Source organism: Acidovorax sp. ST3, from assembly GCF_003231145.1.
GTDB lineage: Bacteria > Pseudomonadota > Gammaproteobacteria > Burkholderiales > Burkholderiaceae_C > Acidovorax.
Map to the genome: position 1 here is coordinate 651,098 of NZ_QKVP01000003.1, position 19,831 is coordinate 670,928.

A 19,831-nucleotide genomic window follows, 5' to 3' on the forward strand; every position below is an offset into this window, starting at 1 on the left:
GTATCCCATGGAACTCGGATTGAACGGACAGGTCGCGCTCGTCACTGGCGGCGGGCAAGGTGTAGGCCGGCAGATTTGCATCGAACTCGCCGCCGAAGGTGCGCGCGTGGTGGTGAACGACCTGTTTGCCGAACGCGCCCAAGCGGTGGCGGATGAGATCAACGCCGCAGGCGGGCAAGCTTATGCCGCACCGGCGGACATTACCCAACAGGAGGCGGTCGATGCCATGGTGGCCAATGCCGCCGAGCATTTCGGTGCACCCATCACGGTGCTGGTCAACAACGCGGGCATCATCCCTGAGCGCCGCGAAAAAGGGGGCCGCACACCCGCCTTTGTGGACACCCCCGTGGTGGACTGGGCCAAGATCGTGAACCTGAACGTCTACGGCACCATGCACTGCTGCCGCGCCGTGTTGCCGGGCATGGTGCAAAGTAAGACGGGTCGCATCATCAACATCATCTCGGAAGCGGGCCGCATCGGCGAGGCCAACATGGCGGTGTATTCGGGGGCCAAGGCTGCGATTGCCGGTTTCGCCAAGGCCCTGGCACGGGAGCACGGCCGCCATGCGGTCACCGTCAACTCCATCGCTCTGGGCGCCGTGTCCCATGAGGGCATCAAGGACGGTCCGTTGAACATCCACGCCACGGTAGAGAACAACGAACTGCTGGGCAAGATGCTCAATGCATATCCCATCTCCAAAGGCGTGGGTCGCCTGTCCCGTCCGGGCGACGTGTCGGGCATCGTGGCGTTCCTGGCGTCGGACCGCGCGCTGTTCATCACGGGGCAGACCATCGGCGCATCCGGCGGTTTCGCGATGGTTTGATGCAGGACGGGGTGGTCGGTCAAACCGCCTCTGCGCCGCTCAGGTGCTAACCGTGCTGCGTTCTCATGCAACACGACCGAACACACAACAAGGAGACAAGACCATGATGAATCGCCGCCATTTCTCGGCATCCATGGGGGCTTTGGCACTCTCGCCCTCGGTATTTGCACAGAGCGCCTACCCGCAGCGCCCGATCACCCTCGTCGTTCCCTTCTCTGCAGGCAGCGTTGTGGATGTCCAGGCGCGCTTGATCGCGAAGGCGCTGAGCGACAACCTGGGCCAGCCCATCGTCATCGACAACCGGGTCGGTGTGAGCGGCTCCATCGGTGCGGAGTACGTGGCCCGCGCGGCGCCCGATGGCTACACCATCCTGCTCGGCACCCAGGGCACACAAGGCACCAACACCGTTCTCTTCAAGAACATCCGTTACGACCCAGTCAAGGACTTCGTGGCCATCCATGGGTTGACGGGTAACGCCAACGTCCTGGTCTGCAATCCCAATACAAAGTTCAAAACCGTCGCCGACGTGATCGAGTTCGGCAGGCAACAGCCTGGCAAGCTCAACTTTGGATCGGGTGGAAATGGCACGTCGGCCCACCTGTGCCTGGAGTTGCTGCAAACCGAAACCGGCGCGCGCTTCAATCACATCCCCTACAAAGCCACGACCGCGGCCCTGGTCGACCTGATTGCGAGCAATGTGGATGTGCTCTTCGACTATGCACAGACATCTCGGGCCCACATCCGGGACGGAAAAATCAATGCGCTCGCGGTGACCAGCACGAGCCGCCTTGCTGCACTGCCCAACGTGCCCACCATGACCGAGGCCGGAATCCCCAGCGTGGTGGCGATGAACTGGGGCGGTATCTTTGCACCGGCCAATACGCCTGCGCCCATCGTCAAACGCTTGTCCGACGGGGTGGGTCAGGCACTGAATTCGCCCGAGGTCACAGCGGCGCTGGACGCGGTCTCGAGCGTGAAGATCGGCATGCCCCACGAGCAGTTCACGCCTTTCGTGGCCAGCGAGGCGGCCAAGTGGGCCGAGGTGATTCGCAAGTCTGGGGCGAGTCTCTGATGCCATCGCCCAAAGTGGCCGTAGTCACCGGCGCAGGCAGCGGTATCGGCCGCGCGCTGGCGTTGGCATGTGCTCGCGAAGGCATGGCGGTGGTGGCTGCGGACATCGAGACGGAGGCCCTGGCGCAAACGCAGGCGCTGGTGAAGGCCGCAGGTGCCGATTGCATGGCACAGCGCTGCGATGTGTCGAGCGCCGCTGACGTGGAGCAGCTCGCCGAAGCCAGCTGGCGCTGGCGAGGCGGCGTGGACTGGCTTTTCAACAACGCCGGTGTGGCGGTGCTCGGGACAGCCTGGGACGCCACGGAGGACGACTGGCGGTGGGTGCTGGGCGTGAACCTGATGGGGGTAGCCCATGGCGTGCGCAGCTTTGTGCCGCGCATGCGCGCGCGGGGCACGCCGGCCCATATCGTCAACACCGCGTCGGCGGCTGGCCTCGCCACCGTCGGAGGCTCTGCGGTGTACTGCGCCAGCAAGCACGCGGTCGTCGCATATTCGGAATGCCTGGCCAAGGATCTGGAGCAGGTGGGCTCTTCCATTGGCGTGTCGGTGTTGTGCCCCTCTTTGGTGGCCACGCGCATCAACGAGTCACAGCGCAACCGGCCCGCCGCCTTGGCAGCTGCCGGCCCGACGGCAGCGGCGTATGAAGAGCGAGTGCGCGCCGGCATGGCCTCCTCCGCCGTCAGTGCCGAGGATGTCGCACGCGCGGCGGTCGAGGCAATTCACGCACGCCGCTTCTACGTCATTCCCCATGCTCGCACGGGTGCGTCCGTGCAGGACCGAAGCCAAAAAATCATGGGCGATTTCCACGACATTCACCAGGAGAATCTTCAGTGACCGCAGCCTACCCACCCGCCGACTTTGCCGCCTTGCACGCCCATGTGAGGGCGCTCACGGACCGTGTTGAACAGATGGAGAGCATCGAAGCCATCCGCGCGCTGCGCGCCCGCTACCACGAGCTGGTGAACGAGGATGCGGGCAACCGCCTCTACGAACTGTTTGCCCCCGATGCATCGGTGGCCTACGGCGGGCGCCCCGAAGTGCGGGGCCGCGACAACATCCGTGCATTCTTCGCATCGTTTCCGGTGCAAACGGCCCGGCAGTTCATCCACAGCCATGTCGTGCAGGTGCAGGGCGAGCGGGGCACCGGGTCCAGCTACCTGGACGGCCGGCCGGTGCGGGACAGCAAGAGCTTTTACGTGGTGGGCCGCTTTGACGACGAGTACATCCGCCTGGACGGGCAGTGGTTCTTTCAGCGCGTCACTCTGAGCGTGCACTACATGATCGAAGCCGCTGAGCGCTGGGACCACCTGATTCCGCTGCAAGGAGCCCGTTGATGAATGACACAGCCACCACGGCCTTGTTGCCATCCTTGTTTGATCTCACTGACCAGCGGGCGCTGGTGACGGGCGCTGCCAGCGGCCTTGGCCTCGCCATCGCAGAAGCCTTGCTGGGCGCGGGCGCGGAAGTTGTACTGTCCGACAGCGACGCCCAGGCGCTGGACGCCGAAGTGCAGCGCCTGCGCCAGACGCATGCGAAGGTGCACCAGCGCGTGATCGACGTCAGCGATGGCGCCGAGGTGGACCGCCACATCGACGCCCTGGCCGCCGAAGGGCCCATCGACTGCGTGTTTGCCAACGCGGGCATGAGCGCCGGACCCGGCTTCCTGGCAGAACAAGGGCGTCTGGAAAATGTGGACCCGGCAGCGTGGGAGAAGGTGCTTCAGGTAAACCTGACGGGCGTGCTGGCCACGCTGCGCGCCGCCAGCCGCCACATGAAGCCCCGGCGACAGGGGCGGATCATCGTGACCTCGTCCATCGCCGGGCTGCGGTCGGAGGCGCATTCCGGGTATGCCTACGTGGCCTCCAAGGCCGCGGTGAACAACGTGGTGCGCCAGGCGGCCATCGAGCTGGCGCCGTTCAACATTCTGGTCAACGCCATCGCCCCGGGCCCCTTTGCCACTGGCATCAACGGAGGCCGCCTGCGCCTGCTAGAGAGCGCCGACCGCATGCGCACCTACATTCCGCTCGGCCGTATCGCCGAGCCGCGCGAGATCCAGGGGCTGGCGCTGCTGCTGGCGTCGCCGGCCTCCAGCTACATGACCGGTACCATCATCCCCATCGATGGTGGAGCCAGCGCCCGTTAGCATTTAGAGGCGTCCGCTCATTCAGACCAGCCACTACGAGAATAGAAAGCCACACCATGATCATCGTCACAGGCCATGTAATAGCGCGCAAGGACACGGAGGAGACCGTTGAGAGACTGGCCGTGGAGCATGTTCTGCGCTCCCGGGCGGAGCCGGGTTGCGTGTCCCACGAAGTCAGCCGCGACGTGCAACAGCCACTGCGGTTCGTGTTCTTCGAGCGCTGGAGCGACTTGGCGGCACTGCAAGCCCATTTCCGGGTGGAGGCCTCGCGCACGTTCGCACAGTCCATGGCAAGCCTCTGTCAGGAGCCTCCGCGAATCGATATCTACGAGGCGGAGGTGGTTGCTGCACGCTGAGGGCCTGCCCCTTCAGCATTACGTCTTGGACAAGAAAACGGCGCCATGGATGCCGCTGCCGCATACCGCCAAACCCACCGCTGCATTGGGCCTTGCGCGGCTACACAAGAGCTCAAAGCGGTTGCATAGAGCGGCGATGAGCAGCCGAAATTTGCTGCAGCACCTCGAAAACCTCGCTCTCTTTAGCCTCCCTGCGCCTTCAAAGCCGCATTGCGTTGCGCAAACCGCGCCGTCCATTCCGTCATCGGCATGAAGCTGGGGTCCGAACGCACAACGCGCTCGGTCTGGGCCCAGATGGCGTCGTCGGTCTGATCCAGGTCCAGGGGATCGCCATGGGGTTGGCTCACGTACCAAGGGGTGTCCAGGTAAATCTCGACCGTGTTGTCTTCCGGATCCATGCAGTAGATGGAGATCGCATTGCCGTGGTTCAGGCCGCGCATCTTTGTAGCACCAAGGGCCAGCGCACGGCGGCGGGCTTCGCGCAGGTGGTCGAGGGTCTGGACCTTGAAGGACAGCTGCATCACCGTGCTGGGGGCGTCCGCTCCGCGGCCTCCGGCCAGCGCCAACTGGTGGTGCTGATCGTCGCGCCCGCTCAGAAAAACGATCTCGAAATGAAAGGTCACACCTTCGCCCCGGTCGGTCTCCTGCATGTCAAACATGCCGGTGTAGAAGGTCTTCATCACCTCCAGGTCGCGACAGAAGATTCCGCAGTGGGAAAGGTTAGCGGTATAGGGTGGGTTCACGGTGTCGGACTCCAGGGGTTCAGGGGATGAGGACCAGCTTGCCGAGCGTTCCACCGCTGTCGAGAAGCTCGTGGGCCCGGCGTGCCTCAGCCAGCGGCATGCGCATGGCGCGCGGCGCACGCACCTGGCCGCTGGCCATGAGGACGATGGCCTGCTCCATCAATCCACGGCGTTGCACCACATCGGCGTCCACCGCGTGGATGGAGAAAGTACGAATGGCGAGGCTCTTGGCGAGCAGCTTTCGTAACTCGTCGAACACGTCCGCAGAGGGCGGACCGGCCAGGATGTTGTACGACACGGCCATGCCCGACGGCGCGAGCGAGCGCAGGCACGCAATGAAAAGCGCAGCACCCACGTGGTCGAACGCCAAGTCCACGCCGCGGCCACCGGTCAGCTCCATCACCCGTTGCGGCAGCGACTGCACGTCGCCATCCACCAGGTCTGTCACACCGTTCTCCAAGGCGAATGCCCGCTTCTCAGGCGTGGAGGCGGTGCCGATCACACGCAGGCCACGCGAGCGCGCTACCTGGGCGAGCGCTGTGGCTACCCCACCGGCTGCGCCCGGCACCAGAATGGATTGGGCCGGCAGGTTGCCGTTGCTGGCCAGCAGAGCAAGAGCCAGCTGGAAGTTGCCAAGGCTCACGGCATCTTCCCAAGCGATGCTGGCGGGCAGCACAAAAGGCGCCGACTCTGGCACGCAGATGGCCTGCACATAGCAGCCACCGCGCTGTGGCAGCTCTCGCGCACTCACCAGCACACGATCTCCCACTTGCAGCCGAGCCACGCCCGGGCCCACGGCGTCCACAACGCCAGCCAGCTCGTTGCCGGGGATGGCAGGTAGTGGTGGCATCCATTTGTAGGTGCCGTTGCGGATCAGCACGTCCGGTCCGCCCGCGCCGATGGCGTGCGCTCGCACGCGCACCTGGCCCGGCCCGGGCTGGGGTGTGGGCAGGTCGACCCAGGAAAGGACTTCCGGGCCACCTGGGACCTGCATCTGCACGGCTTTAATCGAGCCTTCGAAAGAGATCGCCATCTTGACCCTCAGCGCTGACCATCGTGGACGGAGACCTGCTCGCGGGTGAGCCCGCCCAGGCGCGCATGGATGCGGCCACCATCGGCCATCACCAGCGCAAAGAGGATTTCGTCAGGGCGCGGTGCGTCCTGGATGCCGACCTCGGCGCTGTTAAAATGACTGCGGACATAGGCCGCGTGGATGTAATGCAGCGGCACCATCAAGCGGTAGCCCGTCGCTGCGACGGCCTTGGCCGACGGCACGATGGCCTTGGGCTCGCCCAATACTTGGCGCATCGCCCAGCCGCCGGCTTCATGCCAGACGGCGCCGTGTTCCAGTTCGCCGTTCACCCCCACAATCGCGGCCTTGCTGTAGGCCTGCACGTTGTCCTTGCCCAGCACGCCGACCAACTCTTCGGCGAGCGTCGTGCCCAGGCTGCGCAGCTCGGCCATGAACGGCAGAAGGTCCGGCTCATACCGGCCCGCATAGGGGTTGCGAATGACGGCACACGCAGAGGCGACACGCAATGGGGTTTGCGGCGGTGGACCGCCCTCGTGATACACCGTTTCAATGGTCAAGCTGCGCTTGCGGATAGCGATCAAAGTCATGCAATAAGTCCTTCGATGGAATGGGTGGCAATCATTGTTTGGGTATCTTGGCGTCAGCCACTACCTGCTGCCATTTTTCTATTTCGCGGCTAACCATGGTTTTCATTTCTTCGGGCGTACTGCCTCGTGCCTCACCCCCCATGTCTTCCAGCCGCTGTCGCACAGCAGGCGCTTGCAGTGCACGCTGCACTTCAGCCTGGAGGCGATCTACGACCACACGGGGCGTGCCGGCCGGGGCCATCAAACCCGCCCATGACCGCACGTCGTACCCCGCCACGCCTTGTTCTGCCACGGTAGGAACGTGGGGCAGGCCAGGCCAGCGCTGCAGACCTGTGGTTGCAATGGCCCGCAACTTGCCCGCCTGGATGTTGGTCAACACCGCCGTGGGGGGCGCGATGATGAAAGGCACATCGCCCGCCAGCAGGGACGTGATCGATGCAGCGTCACCCCGATAGGGGACATGCATGAGACTCACGCGTGCCATCTTGGCCAGCAACTCGCCCGCCAGATGGTGGGTGGAGCCCACACCCGCGGTGCCGTACCCGACCGTTCCCGGCGCAGACTGTGCATTCGCGATCACCTCGCGCAAGCTCTGAATCTTTGAATTGGCGTTGACCACCACCAAAAAGGGGAAGAAGGTGATGGTGGACACCATCTCGAAGTCCGCCACCGATTTGTACGGCAGCGTGTTGTACAGGGCGCCCGCCACCGCATGGCCGCCGGTGGCCAGCAGCAGGGTGTACCCGTCGGGTTTGGCGCGCGCTACCGTGGTGGCTGCGATGGTTCCACCCGCGCCCGACTGCGACTCCACCACCATCGGCTGGCCCAAGGCTTTGGCCATTTCCATACCAACGGCGCGCGCGATGGCGTCAGCATTGCCGCCAGGGGCAAAACCCTGGTAGAGCTTGATGGCTCGCTCGGGGTACGCCTGAGCCCAGGCCGGCAAAGCCGGCCATCCGAGCGCGGCCGCGCCACAGGCGGCCAGGACATGTCTTCTATGCATGGTATTTGTCTCCGTGGGCGGTGGCCGCATGGGGCCTGGCTCTGCCCTTGCAGGTGTGGGTGGAAGATCGAGAGCGGTTGGCGAACGGTGGAGATCAGCCCTGCGCAACTACGGGATTGCGCAGCACGCCAATGGCTTCGATTTCCACTTCCACCACGTCACCAGGCTTCATGAAATGCTGCGGCTTCTTGCTCCAGCCCACACCAGCCGGAGTGCCGGTGATGATCACGTCACCGGGCACCAGCGTGAAGATGGTGGAGGCGTAGGCGATCAGTCGGGGAATGGAGAAGATCATGTGCCCGGTGTGGCTGGACTGCACGGCCACGCCGTTCAGACGTGTTTCCAGCTTGAGTTCCCGGCCCGGCGCGATTTCGTCGGCGGTCACCATCCAGGGGCCGAAGGCACCGGTGGATTCAAAGTTCTTGCCTGAAGCGATCTGCTTGGCATGGAACTGCCACTCGCGCACGCTGGCATCGTTGTAGCAGCTGTAGCCCGCGATGTGAGCCCAGGCGTCTGCCTCGCTGATGTCACGGCCTTCCTTGCCGATCACTACGGCCAGCTCACCTTCCCAGTCCAGCGAATCCGACACGTGTGGGCGAATGATGGGGCCCTGGTGGGGCGTCTGTGACCGCCACACGCGCAGGAAGATCGGTGGCTGCTCGGACAACTCGCGCTGCATGCCGGCGGCGAGCACTTCTTGATGGTGGTCCATGTAATTACGCACCGCACAGATGATCTTTTCGGGGCGAGGAATCACTGGCAAGAAGGTCACGTCAGCCAATTTCGCATCCGCCTTGAGCCCATCCACCAGAGCATCACGACGCTGGAAATCCGGGCTCGCAATGAAGTCGGCCAAGGTGGCATGGCCTGTTCGGCTGGCGAGTTCAGCCACGCCATCGCCGAGGACGACGCCCCAGGTTTCACGGCCGCCGATTGAGTAGGACATCAGTTTCATGGGTTTCCTTAGAGAGGGATGGAAAAAGAGGCTCCGAGATGAGTGACTCAACGAATCACGCATCCTCCGAATAAATGCATGAAGTTATTTTTATGCATAAAATATGTTTCATGCATAGTGGTTTCTACCGAGTAATCTCCGGGAACTTGTCTGAATCAGGTCGCAAAAGGCCGCGCAGCCAACGTCAGGAAAGGCGTATCCAGAAGCAAAAAAGCCCGCTGGCACGAGGCCTGCGGGCTTTTTGCTGCGGAAGCGGGGGCGTTGACGAGAGAGAGGAAGATCTAGGGAAAACCGGTCTCTACAGGCGCCCCTGGTAAAGGTCTGGTGCGCGCTGGGACCAGTCCGCTTAGTTTTCTTGAGCTGATTTTGAACAGCCTCTTAGGCACCGCGATCAGGCTCCACCTTGCTCAGCACGGCCAGCACATTGCGCTCCGTGCCCAAGATGTGCTCCCGCAGCAGCGCACAGGCGGTGTCCGCATCGCGCCGCAGGGTTGCATCCATGAGCTTGCGGTGCTCGCTGGATTTGTTCTTGAAGGTTTTCCGGTAGCGTGCAGAAAACCGCCGGTAGCGTTCGGCCTGGTCAAAGAGGCTGGCGCTCCAGGTGCGCAGGCGCTCCGAGGGACTCGCCGAGATCAGGGCCATGTGAAAGGCCGTGTGTACATCGGTCCATCCCTGGTCCAAAACGACCGGTCCGTCGCTGAGCCGACCTTCCACCTTTTCCAGGCGATGGAAGGCTGCCACCACCTGGGCTTCCCACGCGTCGTCCCCATGCTCGATGGACTCGCGCAGCGCCTGTACATCGAGCATGACCCGCATGCGGGTGATATCGATCAGATCTTCTGCAGAGATTGCGGTAACACGAAAACCCCGGCGCTCATCGGCGCGGATCAACCCTTCCTGGGCCAGACGGCTCAGGGCTTCCCGCAGAGGGCTGCTGGAAAAACCGTAAGCGGCTTGCAACTCATCGAGCTTGAGCTTGGCACCGGGGCTGTAGGTGCCGCTCAACACATCCCTGCGCAGTTGCGCAAAGGCTTGGTCCACCAGGGGTGGGGTGCGCTGAGCAGTGTCGTTTTTATACATGTTTTGAATTTTATGCATAAACTCAGACCATTGAAATAAGGAGAAAACCTCAGTGACTACCGCCTCGACCCACTCCCATGTGCGCCTTTTGGCCATCTCGGGCAGCATCCGCCGCGCCTCGCATTGCACGGCTGTGCTGCGCAGCCTGCAGCCTCTGCTGCCGGCTGAGGCGACGCTGGAGTTATTTCCTCTCGACGAGATTCCCTTGTACAACGCCGATCTGGATGGGGATCAACCGCCCGCCGCCGTGGCTGGGTTGAAAGAAGCGATCAAGAGCGCCGATGGACTGGTTATCTGCTCACCAGAATACAACTACGGCATACCCGGCGTGCTCAAGAACGCCATTGACTGGGCGTCGCGCCCGGGCTTCGCATCGCCCCTCAAGGGCAAGCCGGCGCTCATCATGACAGCCTCGCCGGGCACTGCCGGCGGCGTACGGGCACAGTCTCAAATCCGTGACGCGTTGACGGCCACCCTGGCGCGCCCACTGGTGCGGCAGCACATTGCCATCGCCAGCGTGGCCACGCGCGTGCAGGATGGCCAGTTGGTGGACAAACCTACGCTGGACATCATCCAGGCAGGTTTGCAAGAGTTGATTGAGGAGATCCGCTGGATCGCAGCACGCTCGGCCTGACTCCGAAACTCCGTCATCACGCCTCCCTTCGGAGCGCGATGACGGCCGCCCTGCGGTGCGGGCACTCAGCGCTGCGGCATGTCTTTGGTGCTGTACCCCAGCTTCACCTCCGCGTCCGCCGGGATGGCAGGCATGCTGTCATTCCATGCCAACCAAGATTGCTTCATCGCGTCCAGCCTTGCAGGCTCGACTTTCGCCCGATTGGCCCCTTCGCGGGCGTCCTCGGTGATGTTGAACAAAATGTTTTTTGTTTACGACTCAAATGTGCTGCTTACGACTATTTTTGGCGTGAACAAAGACGCCCCCCGCCTCACTCCACTGTCACCGATTTCGCGAGGTTCCGGGGCTTGTCCACATCCGTCCCCCGCGCGCAGGCCGTGTGGTACGCCAGCAGCTGCAGTGGCACCACGTGCAGCAGCGGGCTCAATGCGCCGTAGTGCTCGGGCATGCGGATCACGTGGATGCCTTCGCTGCTTTCGATGTGGGTGTCGCCATCGGCCAGCACGTACAGCACGCCAGCACGGGCGCGGACTTCCTGCATGTTGCTCTTGAGCTTCTCCAAGAGGGCATCGTTGGGCGCCACCGTCACCACCGGCATGGCGCTGGTCACCAGGGCCAAGGGGCCGTGCTTGAGTTCGCCGGCCGGGTAAGCCTCGGCGTGGATGTAGCTGATTTCCTTGAGCTTGAGCGCGCCTTCCAGCGCGATGGGGTAGTGCAGCCCTCGGCCCAGGAAGAGGGCGTTTTCCATGCGCGCAAAGTCTTCAGCCCAGCTGATGAGCTGGGGTTCGAGCGCCAGCACGGCCTGCAGGGCCACGGGCAGGTGGCGCATGGCCTTGAGGTGGGCGGCCTCCTGCTCTTCACTCAGGCGGCCCTTGCTCTGCGCCAGGGCCAGCGTCAACAAGAACAGGCCTGCCAGCTGCGTGGTGAAAGCCTTGGTGCTGGCCACACCGATCTCGACGCCGGCGCGCGTGATGTACGCCAACTTGCATTCGCGCACCATGGCGCTGGTGGCAACGTTGCAGATGGTCAGCGTGTGCTGCATGCCCAGGGACTGCGCGTGGCGCAGCGCGGCCAGGGTATCGGCCGTCTCGCCCGACTGGCTGATGGTGACGACCAGTGTGCGCGGGTTGGGCACGCTGGTGCGGTAGCGGTATTCGCTGGCCACTTCCACCTGGGTGGGGATGCCAGCGATTTCTTCGAGCCAGTATTTGGCGGTGCAGCCGCTGTAGTAGCTGGTGCCGCAGGCCAGGATCAGCACATTGTCGATTTCCTTGAACACGCGCCAGGCAGCAGCGCCGGGCTCGCCATGCTGGCCTGCGCCATCAAACAGCTCGGGCACGATGCCGGCCAGGCCTTCCAGCGTGTCGGCAATCGCGCGGGGCTGCTCGAAAATTTCCTTTTGCATGTAGTGGCGATACGGCCCCAGCTCGGCCGCGCCGCTGTGGGCCTGCACGGTGCGCACGGGGCGCTGTTCGGTGGTCAGCGCATTGCCGTCCTTGCCCACGATCCAGTAGCGGCCCAGCTGCAGGTCCACCAGGTCGCCCTCTTCCAGATAGACGATCTGGTCGGTGACCCCCGCCAGGGCCATGGCGTCGCTGGCCAGAAAGTGCTCGCGCGATGACGAGGCGCCGGTGGCGTCCTTGCCCACGCCCAGGATCAACGGAGACCCGGCGCGTGCCCCCACCACACGGTGGGGTTCGTCCTTGTGCATGACGGCGATGGCATAGGCGCCATGCAGTTCGGCCACGGTGGCCCGCACGGCGTCGAACAGGTCGCCGCTGTAATGGCTGTCCACCAGGTGGGCGATGACCTCGGTGTCGGTCTGGCTTGCAAACACGTAGCCGCGTGCCTGCAAGCGGGCGCGCAGTTCTTCGTGGTTCTCGATGATGCCGTTGTGCACCAGTGCCACCCGGCCTGCGGCCTGCGCATGGGCGTCCGCGCCCGTGCCGTGGCTGAAATGCGGGTGGGCGTTGTGCACGGCGGGCGCGCCGTGGGTGGCCCAGCGGGTGTGGGCAATACCGGTGGCGCCATCGATGTGCTCGGTGCTCACCTGCTCCAGCAGCTCGGCCACGCGGGCGGTGCTGCGGGCGCGCTGCAGGCCGGCAGGACGCGTGGCGTCCAGGCTGGACGCATGCACGGCCACGCCGCACGAGTCATAGCCCCGGTATTCAAGCCGCTGCAGGCCCTGCACGAGGATGGGAACGATATTGCGCGTGGAGACTGCGCCGACGATGCCGCACATGGTGGTTGCCTTTGGTTGGAATGTGATGGGATGCGGCGATGGTAGGCAGCGTCACAAAAAATTATTGATTGATATTTGCAGCAACATGAACTTTAATTTCACCAATAATCAATGTTGAAATTTTTGTTCATTTTCCGACATCCAATGGAATCCATATCGCTCGATGCAATTGACCTGCAGCTGCTCAACCTGTTGCAGACCGATGCCGCGCAGAGCAACCAGGCCCTGGCCGAACAGGTGCACGTGTCGCCCCCCACCTGCCTGCGCCGCGTCAAGCGCCTGCACGATGTGGGACTCATCGAGCGGAAGGTGGCCATCCTGCAGCCCGACCGGCTGGCTGCCCTGCAAGGCCACGGGCTGGCTTGCATCGTGGAGGTGTCGCTGGACCGCCAGGGGGCCGAACAGCTCGACGCCTTCGAAGCCCGCGCTGTGCAGGAGGCCGCCGTGCAGCAGTGCTGGCGCGTCTCCCCCGGGCCAGACTTTGTGCTGGTGGTGCACACGCGGGACATGCCGGGCTACCTGGCGCTGTCGCAGCGGCTGTTCACCGGCGACGCCAACGTGCGCAATGTGAAGGCGTTCTTTGCGACCCGGCGGGCCAAATTTGAGACAAAAGTGCCGGTAGCGCTAGATTGATATACGCTAGTTGCTATCAATTTATTAGCAAACCACCTGCATCCTCACCGGTGCCCTCTCACCACCTCGCCCCTCAGCACCACCCCTGCCAGGCCCAGCAGCGCATCCCACCACCCAGCAACGTCATCCATGCGACTGGTGGGAATGGACCACGGTCATTTCTCGCTGGTATCGCCTGACCGGGCGTTGTAAGCTCCCCCGCACTTTCAACCTACCTGGCCGGTGAATGCCCGCGTGGCAGCACCGCCCTTCCCCTTCCCCTGACCTCCATGCCGACGCCCCGCCGCCAGATGCCCCGCCGCATCTACCCCTTGCGCATCCTGGGCATGGGGCTGGGCGGCATGGTGGTGGCGACGGTGCTGTGGGAGCGCCAGGCATCCCCCCTGGCCTGGACGGCCCTGTTGCTGGCCACGCTGGTGTGGCCGCATGTGGCCTACCTGCTCACACGCCGCGCGAACGACCCTTACGCCGCCGAGGTGCGCAACCTGCTCATCGACTCGGCGCTGGTCGCTGCGCTGGTGCCGCTGATGCACTTCAACCTGCTGCCCAGCGTGATGCTGCTCACCCTGACCATGGTGGACAAGATCACCACCGGCATCCGGGGGCTGTGGGTGCGCGCCCTGTGGGTGATGCTGGCGGCCGGTGTGGCCAGCACTGCGGTCATGGGGCTGCACTGGGCGCCCGAGACCTCCATGCGCGTGATGGTGGCCTGCCTGCCGGTGATGTCGCTGCACACGTTGTCGGTCAGCGCCGTGAGTTACCAGCTCATCCGGCAGTCTGCGCGCCAGAACCAGATGCTGGACGAACTGCGCCGCGTGGACGCGCTGACCGGCCTGTTCGGGCGCGGCCACTGGCAAGAACAGGCAGAGGCCGCACTGCGCCGCCACCACACCACCGACGAGCCCGCCTGCATGCTGATGCTGGACATCGACCATTTCAAGGAGATCAACGACGCCTACGGCCACACCGTGGGTGATGAGGTCATCCGCGCGCTGGCGCATGTGGTGCGGGGCAATGTGCGCGCCGGTGACTGCGCGGGGCGCTACGGCGGGGACGAGTTCGCCATCGTGCTGCCCGGCATGCATGCGCGCGACGCTCTGGCCATTGCCCAGCGCATCCGAGAGCAGACAGAAGGCGTGCGCCTGCGCAGCCTGCCCGAACTGCGCATCACCAGCAGCATCGGCGTGGCCCCGGCCGACCACCGCCACAGCAGCCTGCGTGCGTGGATCGACGCGGCCGACGCAGCGCTGTACGTCGCCAAGAACGGCGGACGCAATCAGGTGGCGGGGTGCATGGAGCCAGCGCTGGTACCAGCGGTGTAGCAGCCAGCACTGCGGCTGGCGTCAGGGCTCGCTGGCGGCTGCAGGGTTCACCGGCCACTGCACCCGCACCGTGCAACCAGCGCCGGGCACCGCCATCGCGCTGATCTGTGCGCCGTGGCGCTGCGCAATGGCGCGGCACAGTGCGAGCCCCGCGCCCACACCCTCGAACTCCGTCTCGCGGTGCAGGCGCTGGAACACGCCGAACAAGCTGCCCGCGCGCGCCGGGTCAAAGCCCACGCCGTTGTCCTGCACGGTGAAGGCGATCTGGCCTGCGGGTGCCGCGTCCGCCGACACCGTGATACACGGGTGCGCCACGGAGCGCGTGAACTTGAGGGCGTTGCCCAGCAGCTGCACCAGCAGATCCTGCAGTAGCGCGGGGTCGGCTTGCAGCGTGGGCAGGTCGGCAGCCACACGCCACTCCACAGCGCGCCCCGCTTCGGCTGGGGCCAGTGTGGCGCGCGCTTGGGCCACGGCATCGGCCAGCGGCACGGGCTGCAGGCGCAGCGGTGCCCGGCTGGTGCGCACCAGGGCTTGCAGCCCATCGATCATGAGCCCCATGCGGCGGGCGGACTGGTCCATGGTGGCGAGGAAGCCCAGGGCCTCTTGCACCTCGGCGCCCTGCACCACCTCGGGCGGCAGGTCGCACAGTACCTCGCGCACCAGCGTGCCGTACGACGTCACATGCCGCAGCGGCGCACGCAGGTCGTGCGAGACGGCGCGCAAGAACTCCTCCTGTGCCGCCGCCATGTCGGCCACCTGCTGCTGGCTGCGGGCCAAGTCGGCGCGCAGTTGCTGCAGTGCGTGATCGATGCCGGTGCCTGACTCGTTCATGGCTTGGGTTGTTTGGCGGGGCGGGACCAGTTGGCAATGCTCACCTGCTTGCCGCGTGCCACGCTCAGCGCGCCGGGCGCCGTGCTCTTGGTGATGGTGCTGCCGCCCCCCACCGTGCCGCCTGCGCCAATGGTCACGGGCGCCACCAGCACGCAGTTGCTGCCAATGTGCACATCGGCCTCGATCACCGTGCGGTGCTTGTTGGCGCCGTCGTAGTTGGCGGTGATGCTGCCTGCCCCGTAGTTCACACGCTCGCCCACAGTGGCGTCGCCCAGGTAAGCCAGGTGGTTGGCCTTGGCGCCGTCGGCCAGCGTGCTGTTCTTCACTTCCACAAAGTTGCCGATGTGCACTTCGCGGCCCAGCTGCGCGCCGGGGCGCAGGCGGGCAAAGGGGCCGATCAAGGCGCCCTCGCCCACGGCGGCGCCGGCCTTTTCGCCGTCGATGTGGGTGTAGGGGTGGATAACTGCGCCTGCCGCAATGCGTGCGTTGGCAATGCAGCAGTTGGCGCCAATGCTCACGCCCTCGCCCAGTTCCACGCGGCCGGTGAAGACGCAATTCACGTCAATCTCCACGTCCTGGCCGCAGACCAGTTCGCCGCGCACGCCGGTGCGGGTGTCGTCGCGCAGGTCAAAGCGGGCCGGGTCGGCCAGGCGCACACCTTGCTCCATCAGCGCGCGGGCTTGGCGCAATTGGTAGGCGCGCTCCAACTCGGCCAGTTGCAGCGGGCTGTTGACGCCCGCCACCTGCAGCGCGTCGGTGATGCGGTGGGCCACCACGGGCACGCCGTCGGCCACGGCCATGGCAACGATGTCGGTGAGGTAGTACTCGCCCTGCGCGTTGTGGTTGGTCAGCCTTGCCAGCCAGGGCGTGAGCCGCCGCGCCGGCACGGCCATGATGCCGCTGTAGACCTCGGTGATGGCGCGCTGGGCGTCGGTGGCGTCCTTGTGCTCGACGATGCCTTGCACGGCGCCGTCGGCGTTGCGCACGATGCGGCCATAGCCCGTGGGGTCGGGCAGGGTCACCGTCAGCAGGGCCAGCTTGTCGCCTTCGCTGGCCGCCACCAGCGCGCGCAGGGTGTCGGCCTGCGTCAGCGGCACATCCCCCGACAGCACCACAGCCGTGCCGTCGTCACGCAGGTGGGGTACGGCCTGCTGCACGGCATGGCCGGTGCCCAGCTGGGGTTCCTGCCGCACGAATTTCAAGTCAAAAGTGCTGGTAGCGCTCGTCGCGCTTGCGGTAGCTGCTTCTACTTCTATAGCACCATGGCCGGTGATGACGATAGCGCTGCGTGCCTGCAGGTGCGCGGCCTGATCCAGCACGTGGTGCAGCAGCGGGCGCCCGGCCAGGCGCTGCAGCACTTTGGGGATGCGGCTTTTCATGCGCGTGCCTTTGCCGGCCGCCATGATGAGGATGTCGATTGGGGTCATGAAAATGGAAGGGAGGTTGCGCAGCACGCGCCCGGCGCGCGGGCATTGCGTAGATTATCGGCTGCGGCTTACGGGGCGCAAAATGCTACATAAATAATAGCTGCCAGCACATGATTTACCAGAACTCGCGGCCTTTTTGGCCCAAAACCTGCCGCAACGGCGGTGCTACAGCAGCGGCATCAGCCGGGGCGGCGTGTCGTAGTACTCGGCAATGCGCGCCAGAGCGCGCGTGTTGAGCAGGCGCAGCCGCCCGTTTTTCAGCTCGTGCAGGCCGAGCTGGGCCAGGCGCCGCAGCGTCTTGTTGGTGTGCACCAGCGACAGCCCGAGCGCATCGGCAATGTGCTGCTGGTTGAGCGGAAAACCCACCGAACCATCTTCCACCAGCCCGATGCGGTCGAGCCGCCGGTACAGGTGCATCAGCAGCATGGCCACGCGCTCGGTGGCGTTGCGGCGGCCGGCGGTGAGCAGGTTGTCGTCTACATGGCCCTCCTCGTGCGCCGACAGCCAGGTGATGTCGTAGCCCAGGCGAGGATGCTCGCGGAACAGCGCCCACAGGCTGTCGTTCTGGAACACGCACAGCGAGCAGTCGGTCAGCGCCTCGATGCCGTGCGCCGATACATCGCCAAACTCCTGCTGCAACCCGACCAGATCGCCGGGCAGCAAGAAGTTGAGGATCTGGCGGCGCCCATCGCTCAGCGTCTTGTAGCGAAACGCCCAGCCGGAATACAGCGTGAACAGCTTGGCGTTGGTCTGGTTCTCGCGCACCAGCGCACCGCCGGCTTCCACCGCCATGGTCTCGCTGCGAAAGCCCTGGATAAAGTCCAGCACCTCCGGCTTCACGGCGGTGAATGCACCGGTCTTGCGCAGCCGGCAATTGCTGCAGGCCGGAGGACAGACATGGGCGGGCAAGGTGGCGTTCATGAAGGAGCGATTCTAGGGACGGGAATCATGCCGAAACAGCTCGTTGCAACAAAGCTGCACGCAGGATGCCATCGCTGTCGCCTCTATGTCTTTTGACATTGCGCGGGCACCCTGCGCCCCCTACATTGGGCTGCACCTATGAATCTATCCCCCGCCCTGTACGAGGTGCTCTACGTGAGCACCATCGCCCCCGATCAACCGCTGAGCGTGGTGGCCGAAATTGCGGGGCGCGCGCGCTTTGTGAATGCCGAACTGGACATCACGGGCCTGCTGATCTTTGACGGACAGCGCTTTTGCCAACAGCTGGAGGGCCCGCAGAAAGCCGTGCTCAAACTCATCGAGCGCATCCGCAACGACCCCCGCCACATCAACGTGGAAGTGCTGCACCACGGCCCCCTGGCGGGGCGGCGATTCCAGCACTTCAGCCTGGCGTTCAGCACCGTGGAAGACGTGGACGCACTGGCCCGCATGGAGCTGCTGGATGGCGACGCGGCGCTCGCCGCGTTCGAGGCCGTGCGGGGCGAGCTGGTGCTCTGACCCGCCGCCTCGCACCGCTTTCAACTAAGAGCGGCTCACAAAACTCAGCGAAGCGGTTCTGGCTAGGCGCTGTGTCGCAGGCAGTACGAGCAGTACGACAAGACACCGCAACGACGCCAGAAGAGTTTTGTTTGCCGCTCTAACCATTCCTAGGTCCAGCGCCGCAGGATCAGCGTGGCGTTGACGCCGCCAAACCCAAAGCCGTTGAGCATGGCATGCGTCAGGGCCATGGACCGGGGCCGCAGCGCCACCAGGTCCAGCCCCTCGGCCAACGCATCGGGCTGGTGCAGGTTCAGCGTGCCGGGCACCACCTGGTCGCGCAGCGCCAGCGTCGTGAAGATGGCGGCCACCGCACCGGCCGCGCCCAGCAGGTGGCCGGTGGCCGACTTGGTGGAGCTGATGGCCACCGGCGCGTCCGCACCAAACACCCGGCGGATGGCGGCCAGCTCGCCCCGGTCGCCCACGCCGGTGGAGGTGGCGTGGGCGTTCAGGTGCTGCACGTCCTGCGCCGTGAGGCCCGCCTGTGCCAGCGCGGCCTGCATGCTGCGCGCGGCGCCGTCACCGTCTTCGGGGCCGGAGGTGATGTGGTACGCGTCGGCCGACGTGCCGTAGCCCACCAGCTCGGCCAGCGGCTGCGCGCCGCGCGCCAGCGCGTGGTCCAGCGCCTCGATCACCAGCATGCCCGCGCCCTCGCCCATCACAAAGCCGTCGCGCTGTGCATCGAACGGGCGTGAGGCCTGCTCGGGTGTGTCATTGAACGCTGTGCCCAGTGCCTTGGCCGCTGCAAAACCGCCCAGGCTCACGCGGTCGATGGCGGCCTCGCTGCCCCCGCACACGGCCACATCGGCCTCGCCGCTGCGGATCAGGCGCGCGGCGTCGCCAATCGCCTGCACGCTGGCGGCGCACGCGGTGACCGGTGCGCCCAGCGGCCCCTTGAGCCCGTGGCGGATCGACACCTGCCCCGCCGCCAGGTTGACCAGGAACGACGGCACCGTGAACGGCGACAGCCGCTGCGGCCCGCGCGTGTCGGTGGTGCGCACGGCCTCGGCAATCGCGCCAAAGCCGCCGATGCCCGAGGCGATCACCGTGGCCGTGCGCTCACGCGCCCGCTCGTCGGCCGGCGGCCAGCCCGCCTGGGCCAGCGCCTGCTGCGCCGCGCCCAGGGCAAAGGGGATGAAGCGGTCCATCTTGCGCTGGTCTTTGGACGAGACGATGGCGTCCACATCCCAGCCGCCCTCGGGGTCTTGCGCTGCATCGGGCACCCGCCCCGCGACCTTGGCGGCGATGCCCTCGGTCACCGCGTCCGGCAGGCGCGACAGGCCGGAGCGCCCGGCCAGCAGGCGCTGCCAGGCCAGCTCTACACCGCAGCCCAGCGGCGACACCAGGCCCATGCCCGTGACCACCACGCGGCGCATCAGGCCACTCCCTTGTTGCTACACACACCACTTGCTCTTTGCATGGATTCACCTCGTCAGACAGTTGGGCGCAGC

The 19,831-nt window shown here is 65.3% G+C and carries 22 protein-coding genes; 10 read left to right on the top strand and 12 right to left on the bottom strand.

What is annotated here, in order from left to right:
* Positions 1–7: 7 nt before the first annotated feature.
* The 6 genes from DNK89_RS12185 (at position 8) to DNK89_RS12210 (ending at position 4,393) form a co-directional block, all read left to right on the top strand.
* The gene (locus tag DNK89_RS12185) at positions 8–823 is read left to right on the top strand and encodes an SDR family NAD(P)-dependent oxidoreductase (protein ID WP_110960287.1); all 816 of its coding nucleotides are present in this window, start codon (positions 8–10) and stop codon (positions 821–823) included.
* Between the two features lie 103 nt (positions 824–926).
* On the top strand, positions 927–1,895 hold the full coding sequence (locus DNK89_RS12190; RefSeq protein ID WP_110960288.1) for a tripartite tricarboxylate transporter substrate binding protein: 969 nt from the start codon (positions 927–929) through the stop codon (positions 1,893–1,895).
* The gene (locus DNK89_RS12195; RefSeq protein ID WP_110960289.1) at positions 1,895–2,728 is read left to right on the top strand and encodes an SDR family NAD(P)-dependent oxidoreductase; all 834 of its coding nucleotides are present in this window, start codon (positions 1,895–1,897) and stop codon (positions 2,726–2,728) included. Before DNK89_RS12190 ends, DNK89_RS12195 begins: the two co-directional genes overlap by 1 nt.
* On the top strand, positions 2,725–3,228 hold the full coding sequence (locus tag DNK89_RS12200; protein WP_110960290.1) for a nuclear transport factor 2 family protein: 504 nt from the start codon (positions 2,725–2,727) through the stop codon (positions 3,226–3,228). The genes DNK89_RS12195 and DNK89_RS12200 overlap by 4 nt, the downstream gene beginning before the upstream one ends.
* Complete coding sequence (locus DNK89_RS12205) at positions 3,228–4,037, top strand: SDR family NAD(P)-dependent oxidoreductase (RefSeq protein ID WP_110960291.1); 810 nt, start codon at positions 3,228–3,230, stop codon at positions 4,035–4,037. The genes DNK89_RS12200 and DNK89_RS12205 overlap by 1 nt, the downstream gene beginning before the upstream one ends.
* Positions 4,038–4,093: 56 nt before the next feature.
* Positions 4,094–4,393 carry a putative quinol monooxygenase gene (locus DNK89_RS12210; RefSeq protein ID WP_110960292.1) on the top strand — a complete coding sequence of 100 codons (300 nt, stop codon included), beginning with the start codon at positions 4,094–4,096 and terminating at the stop codon, positions 4,391–4,393.
* Positions 4,394–4,575: 182 nt separating this feature from the next.
* On the opposite strand, the gene DNK89_RS12215 is transcribed toward DNK89_RS12210, so the two are convergent.
* The 6 genes from DNK89_RS12215 to DNK89_RS12240 all read right to left on the bottom strand — a co-directional run bounded on the left by DNK89_RS12215 (position 4,576) and on the right by DNK89_RS12240 (position 9,812).
* Positions 4,576–5,136, bottom strand: a complete 561-nt coding sequence (locus DNK89_RS12215; protein ID WP_110960293.1) for a VOC family protein — start codon at positions 5,134–5,136, stop codon at positions 4,576–4,578.
* Positions 5,137–5,155: 19 nt separating this feature from the next.
* Positions 5,156–6,169: a zinc-dependent alcohol dehydrogenase family protein gene (locus DNK89_RS12220; RefSeq protein ID WP_110960294.1), complete on the bottom strand. Its 1,014-nt coding sequence runs from the start codon at positions 6,167–6,169 to the stop codon at positions 5,156–5,158.
* 8 nt (positions 6,170–6,177) lie between these two features.
* The gene (locus tag DNK89_RS12225; RefSeq protein ID WP_110960295.1) at positions 6,178–6,756 is read right to left on the bottom strand and encodes an amino acid synthesis family protein; all 579 of its coding nucleotides are present in this window, start codon (positions 6,754–6,756) and stop codon (positions 6,178–6,180) included.
* Between the two features lie 31 nt (positions 6,757–6,787).
* A complete protein-coding gene (locus tag DNK89_RS12230) occupies positions 6,788–7,759 on the bottom strand; it encodes a tripartite tricarboxylate transporter substrate binding protein (protein ID WP_110960296.1) in 972 nt (323 codons plus the stop codon).
* 94 nt (positions 7,760–7,853) lie between these two features.
* Positions 7,854–8,714: a fumarylacetoacetate hydrolase family protein gene (locus DNK89_RS12235; RefSeq protein ID WP_110960297.1), complete on the bottom strand. Its 861-nt coding sequence runs from the start codon at positions 8,712–8,714 to the stop codon at positions 7,854–7,856.
* A gap of 378 nt (positions 8,715–9,092) precedes the next feature.
* A complete protein-coding gene (locus DNK89_RS12240) occupies positions 9,093–9,812 on the bottom strand; it encodes a GntR family transcriptional regulator (RefSeq protein WP_110960298.1) in 720 nt (239 codons plus the stop codon).
* 34 nt (positions 9,813–9,846) lie between these two features.
* On the opposite strand from DNK89_RS12240, the gene DNK89_RS12245 reads away from it, so the two are divergent.
* Entirely contained in the window at positions 9,847–10,428 is a 582-nt protein-coding gene (locus DNK89_RS12245; protein ID WP_110960299.1) for an NADPH-dependent FMN reductase, read from the top strand.
* Between the two features lie 65 nt (positions 10,429–10,493).
* On the opposite strand, the gene DNK89_RS24395 is transcribed toward DNK89_RS12245, so the two are convergent.
* On the bottom strand, positions 10,494–10,667 hold the full coding sequence (locus DNK89_RS24395; protein ID WP_161958936.1) for a hypothetical protein: 174 nt from the start codon (positions 10,665–10,667) through the stop codon (positions 10,494–10,496).
* A 71-nt stretch (positions 10,668–10,738) separates the two neighbouring features.
* Positions 10,739–12,670, bottom strand: coding sequence for a glutamine--fructose-6-phosphate transaminase (isomerizing) (glmS, locus tag DNK89_RS12250; RefSeq protein ID WP_110960300.1), 1,932 nt, complete (start codon positions 12,668–12,670; stop codon positions 10,739–10,741).
* Positions 12,671–12,814: 144 nt separating this feature from the next.
* On the opposite strand from glmS, the gene DNK89_RS12255 reads away from it, so the two are divergent.
* Positions 12,815–13,303, top strand: a complete 489-nt coding sequence (locus DNK89_RS12255) for an Lrp/AsnC family transcriptional regulator (RefSeq protein ID WP_110960301.1) — start codon at positions 12,815–12,817, stop codon at positions 13,301–13,303.
* Positions 13,304–13,572: 269 nt separating this feature from the next.
* A complete protein-coding gene (locus DNK89_RS12260; protein WP_110960302.1) occupies positions 13,573–14,625 on the top strand; it encodes a diguanylate cyclase in 1,053 nt (350 codons plus the stop codon).
* 21 nt (positions 14,626–14,646) lie between these two features.
* Here DNK89_RS12260 and DNK89_RS12265 read toward each other — a convergent pair whose 3' ends face one another.
* The 3 genes from DNK89_RS12265 to DNK89_RS12275 all read right to left on the bottom strand — a co-directional run bounded on the left by DNK89_RS12265 (position 14,647) and on the right by DNK89_RS12275 (position 17,804).
* Complete coding sequence (locus DNK89_RS12265) at positions 14,647–15,456, bottom strand: ATP-binding protein (RefSeq protein WP_110960303.1); 810 nt, start codon at positions 15,454–15,456, stop codon at positions 14,647–14,649.
* Entirely contained in the window at positions 15,453–16,883 is a 1,431-nt protein-coding gene (gene glmU / locus DNK89_RS12270; protein WP_110960402.1) for a bifunctional UDP-N-acetylglucosamine diphosphorylase/glucosamine-1-phosphate N-acetyltransferase GlmU, read from the bottom strand. The genes DNK89_RS12265 and glmU overlap by 4 nt, the downstream gene beginning before the upstream one ends.
* Positions 16,884–17,048: 165 nt before the next feature.
* The gene (locus DNK89_RS12275; RefSeq protein WP_110960304.1) at positions 17,049–17,804 is read right to left on the bottom strand and encodes a Crp/Fnr family transcriptional regulator; all 756 of its coding nucleotides are present in this window, start codon (positions 17,802–17,804) and stop codon (positions 17,049–17,051) included.
* A gap of 138 nt (positions 17,805–17,942) precedes the next feature.
* Here DNK89_RS12275 and DNK89_RS12280 point away from each other — a divergent pair, with 138 nt between their 5' ends.
* Entirely contained in the window at positions 17,943–18,341 is a 399-nt protein-coding gene (locus tag DNK89_RS12280; protein WP_015015707.1) for a BLUF domain-containing protein, read from the top strand.
* 149 nt (positions 18,342–18,490) lie between these two features.
* On the opposite strand, the gene fabF is transcribed toward DNK89_RS12280, so the two are convergent.
* A complete protein-coding gene (gene fabF, locus DNK89_RS12285; protein ID WP_110960305.1) occupies positions 18,491–19,756 on the bottom strand; it encodes a beta-ketoacyl-ACP synthase II in 1,266 nt (421 codons plus the stop codon).
* Between the last annotated feature and the right edge of the window lie 75 nt (positions 19,757–19,831).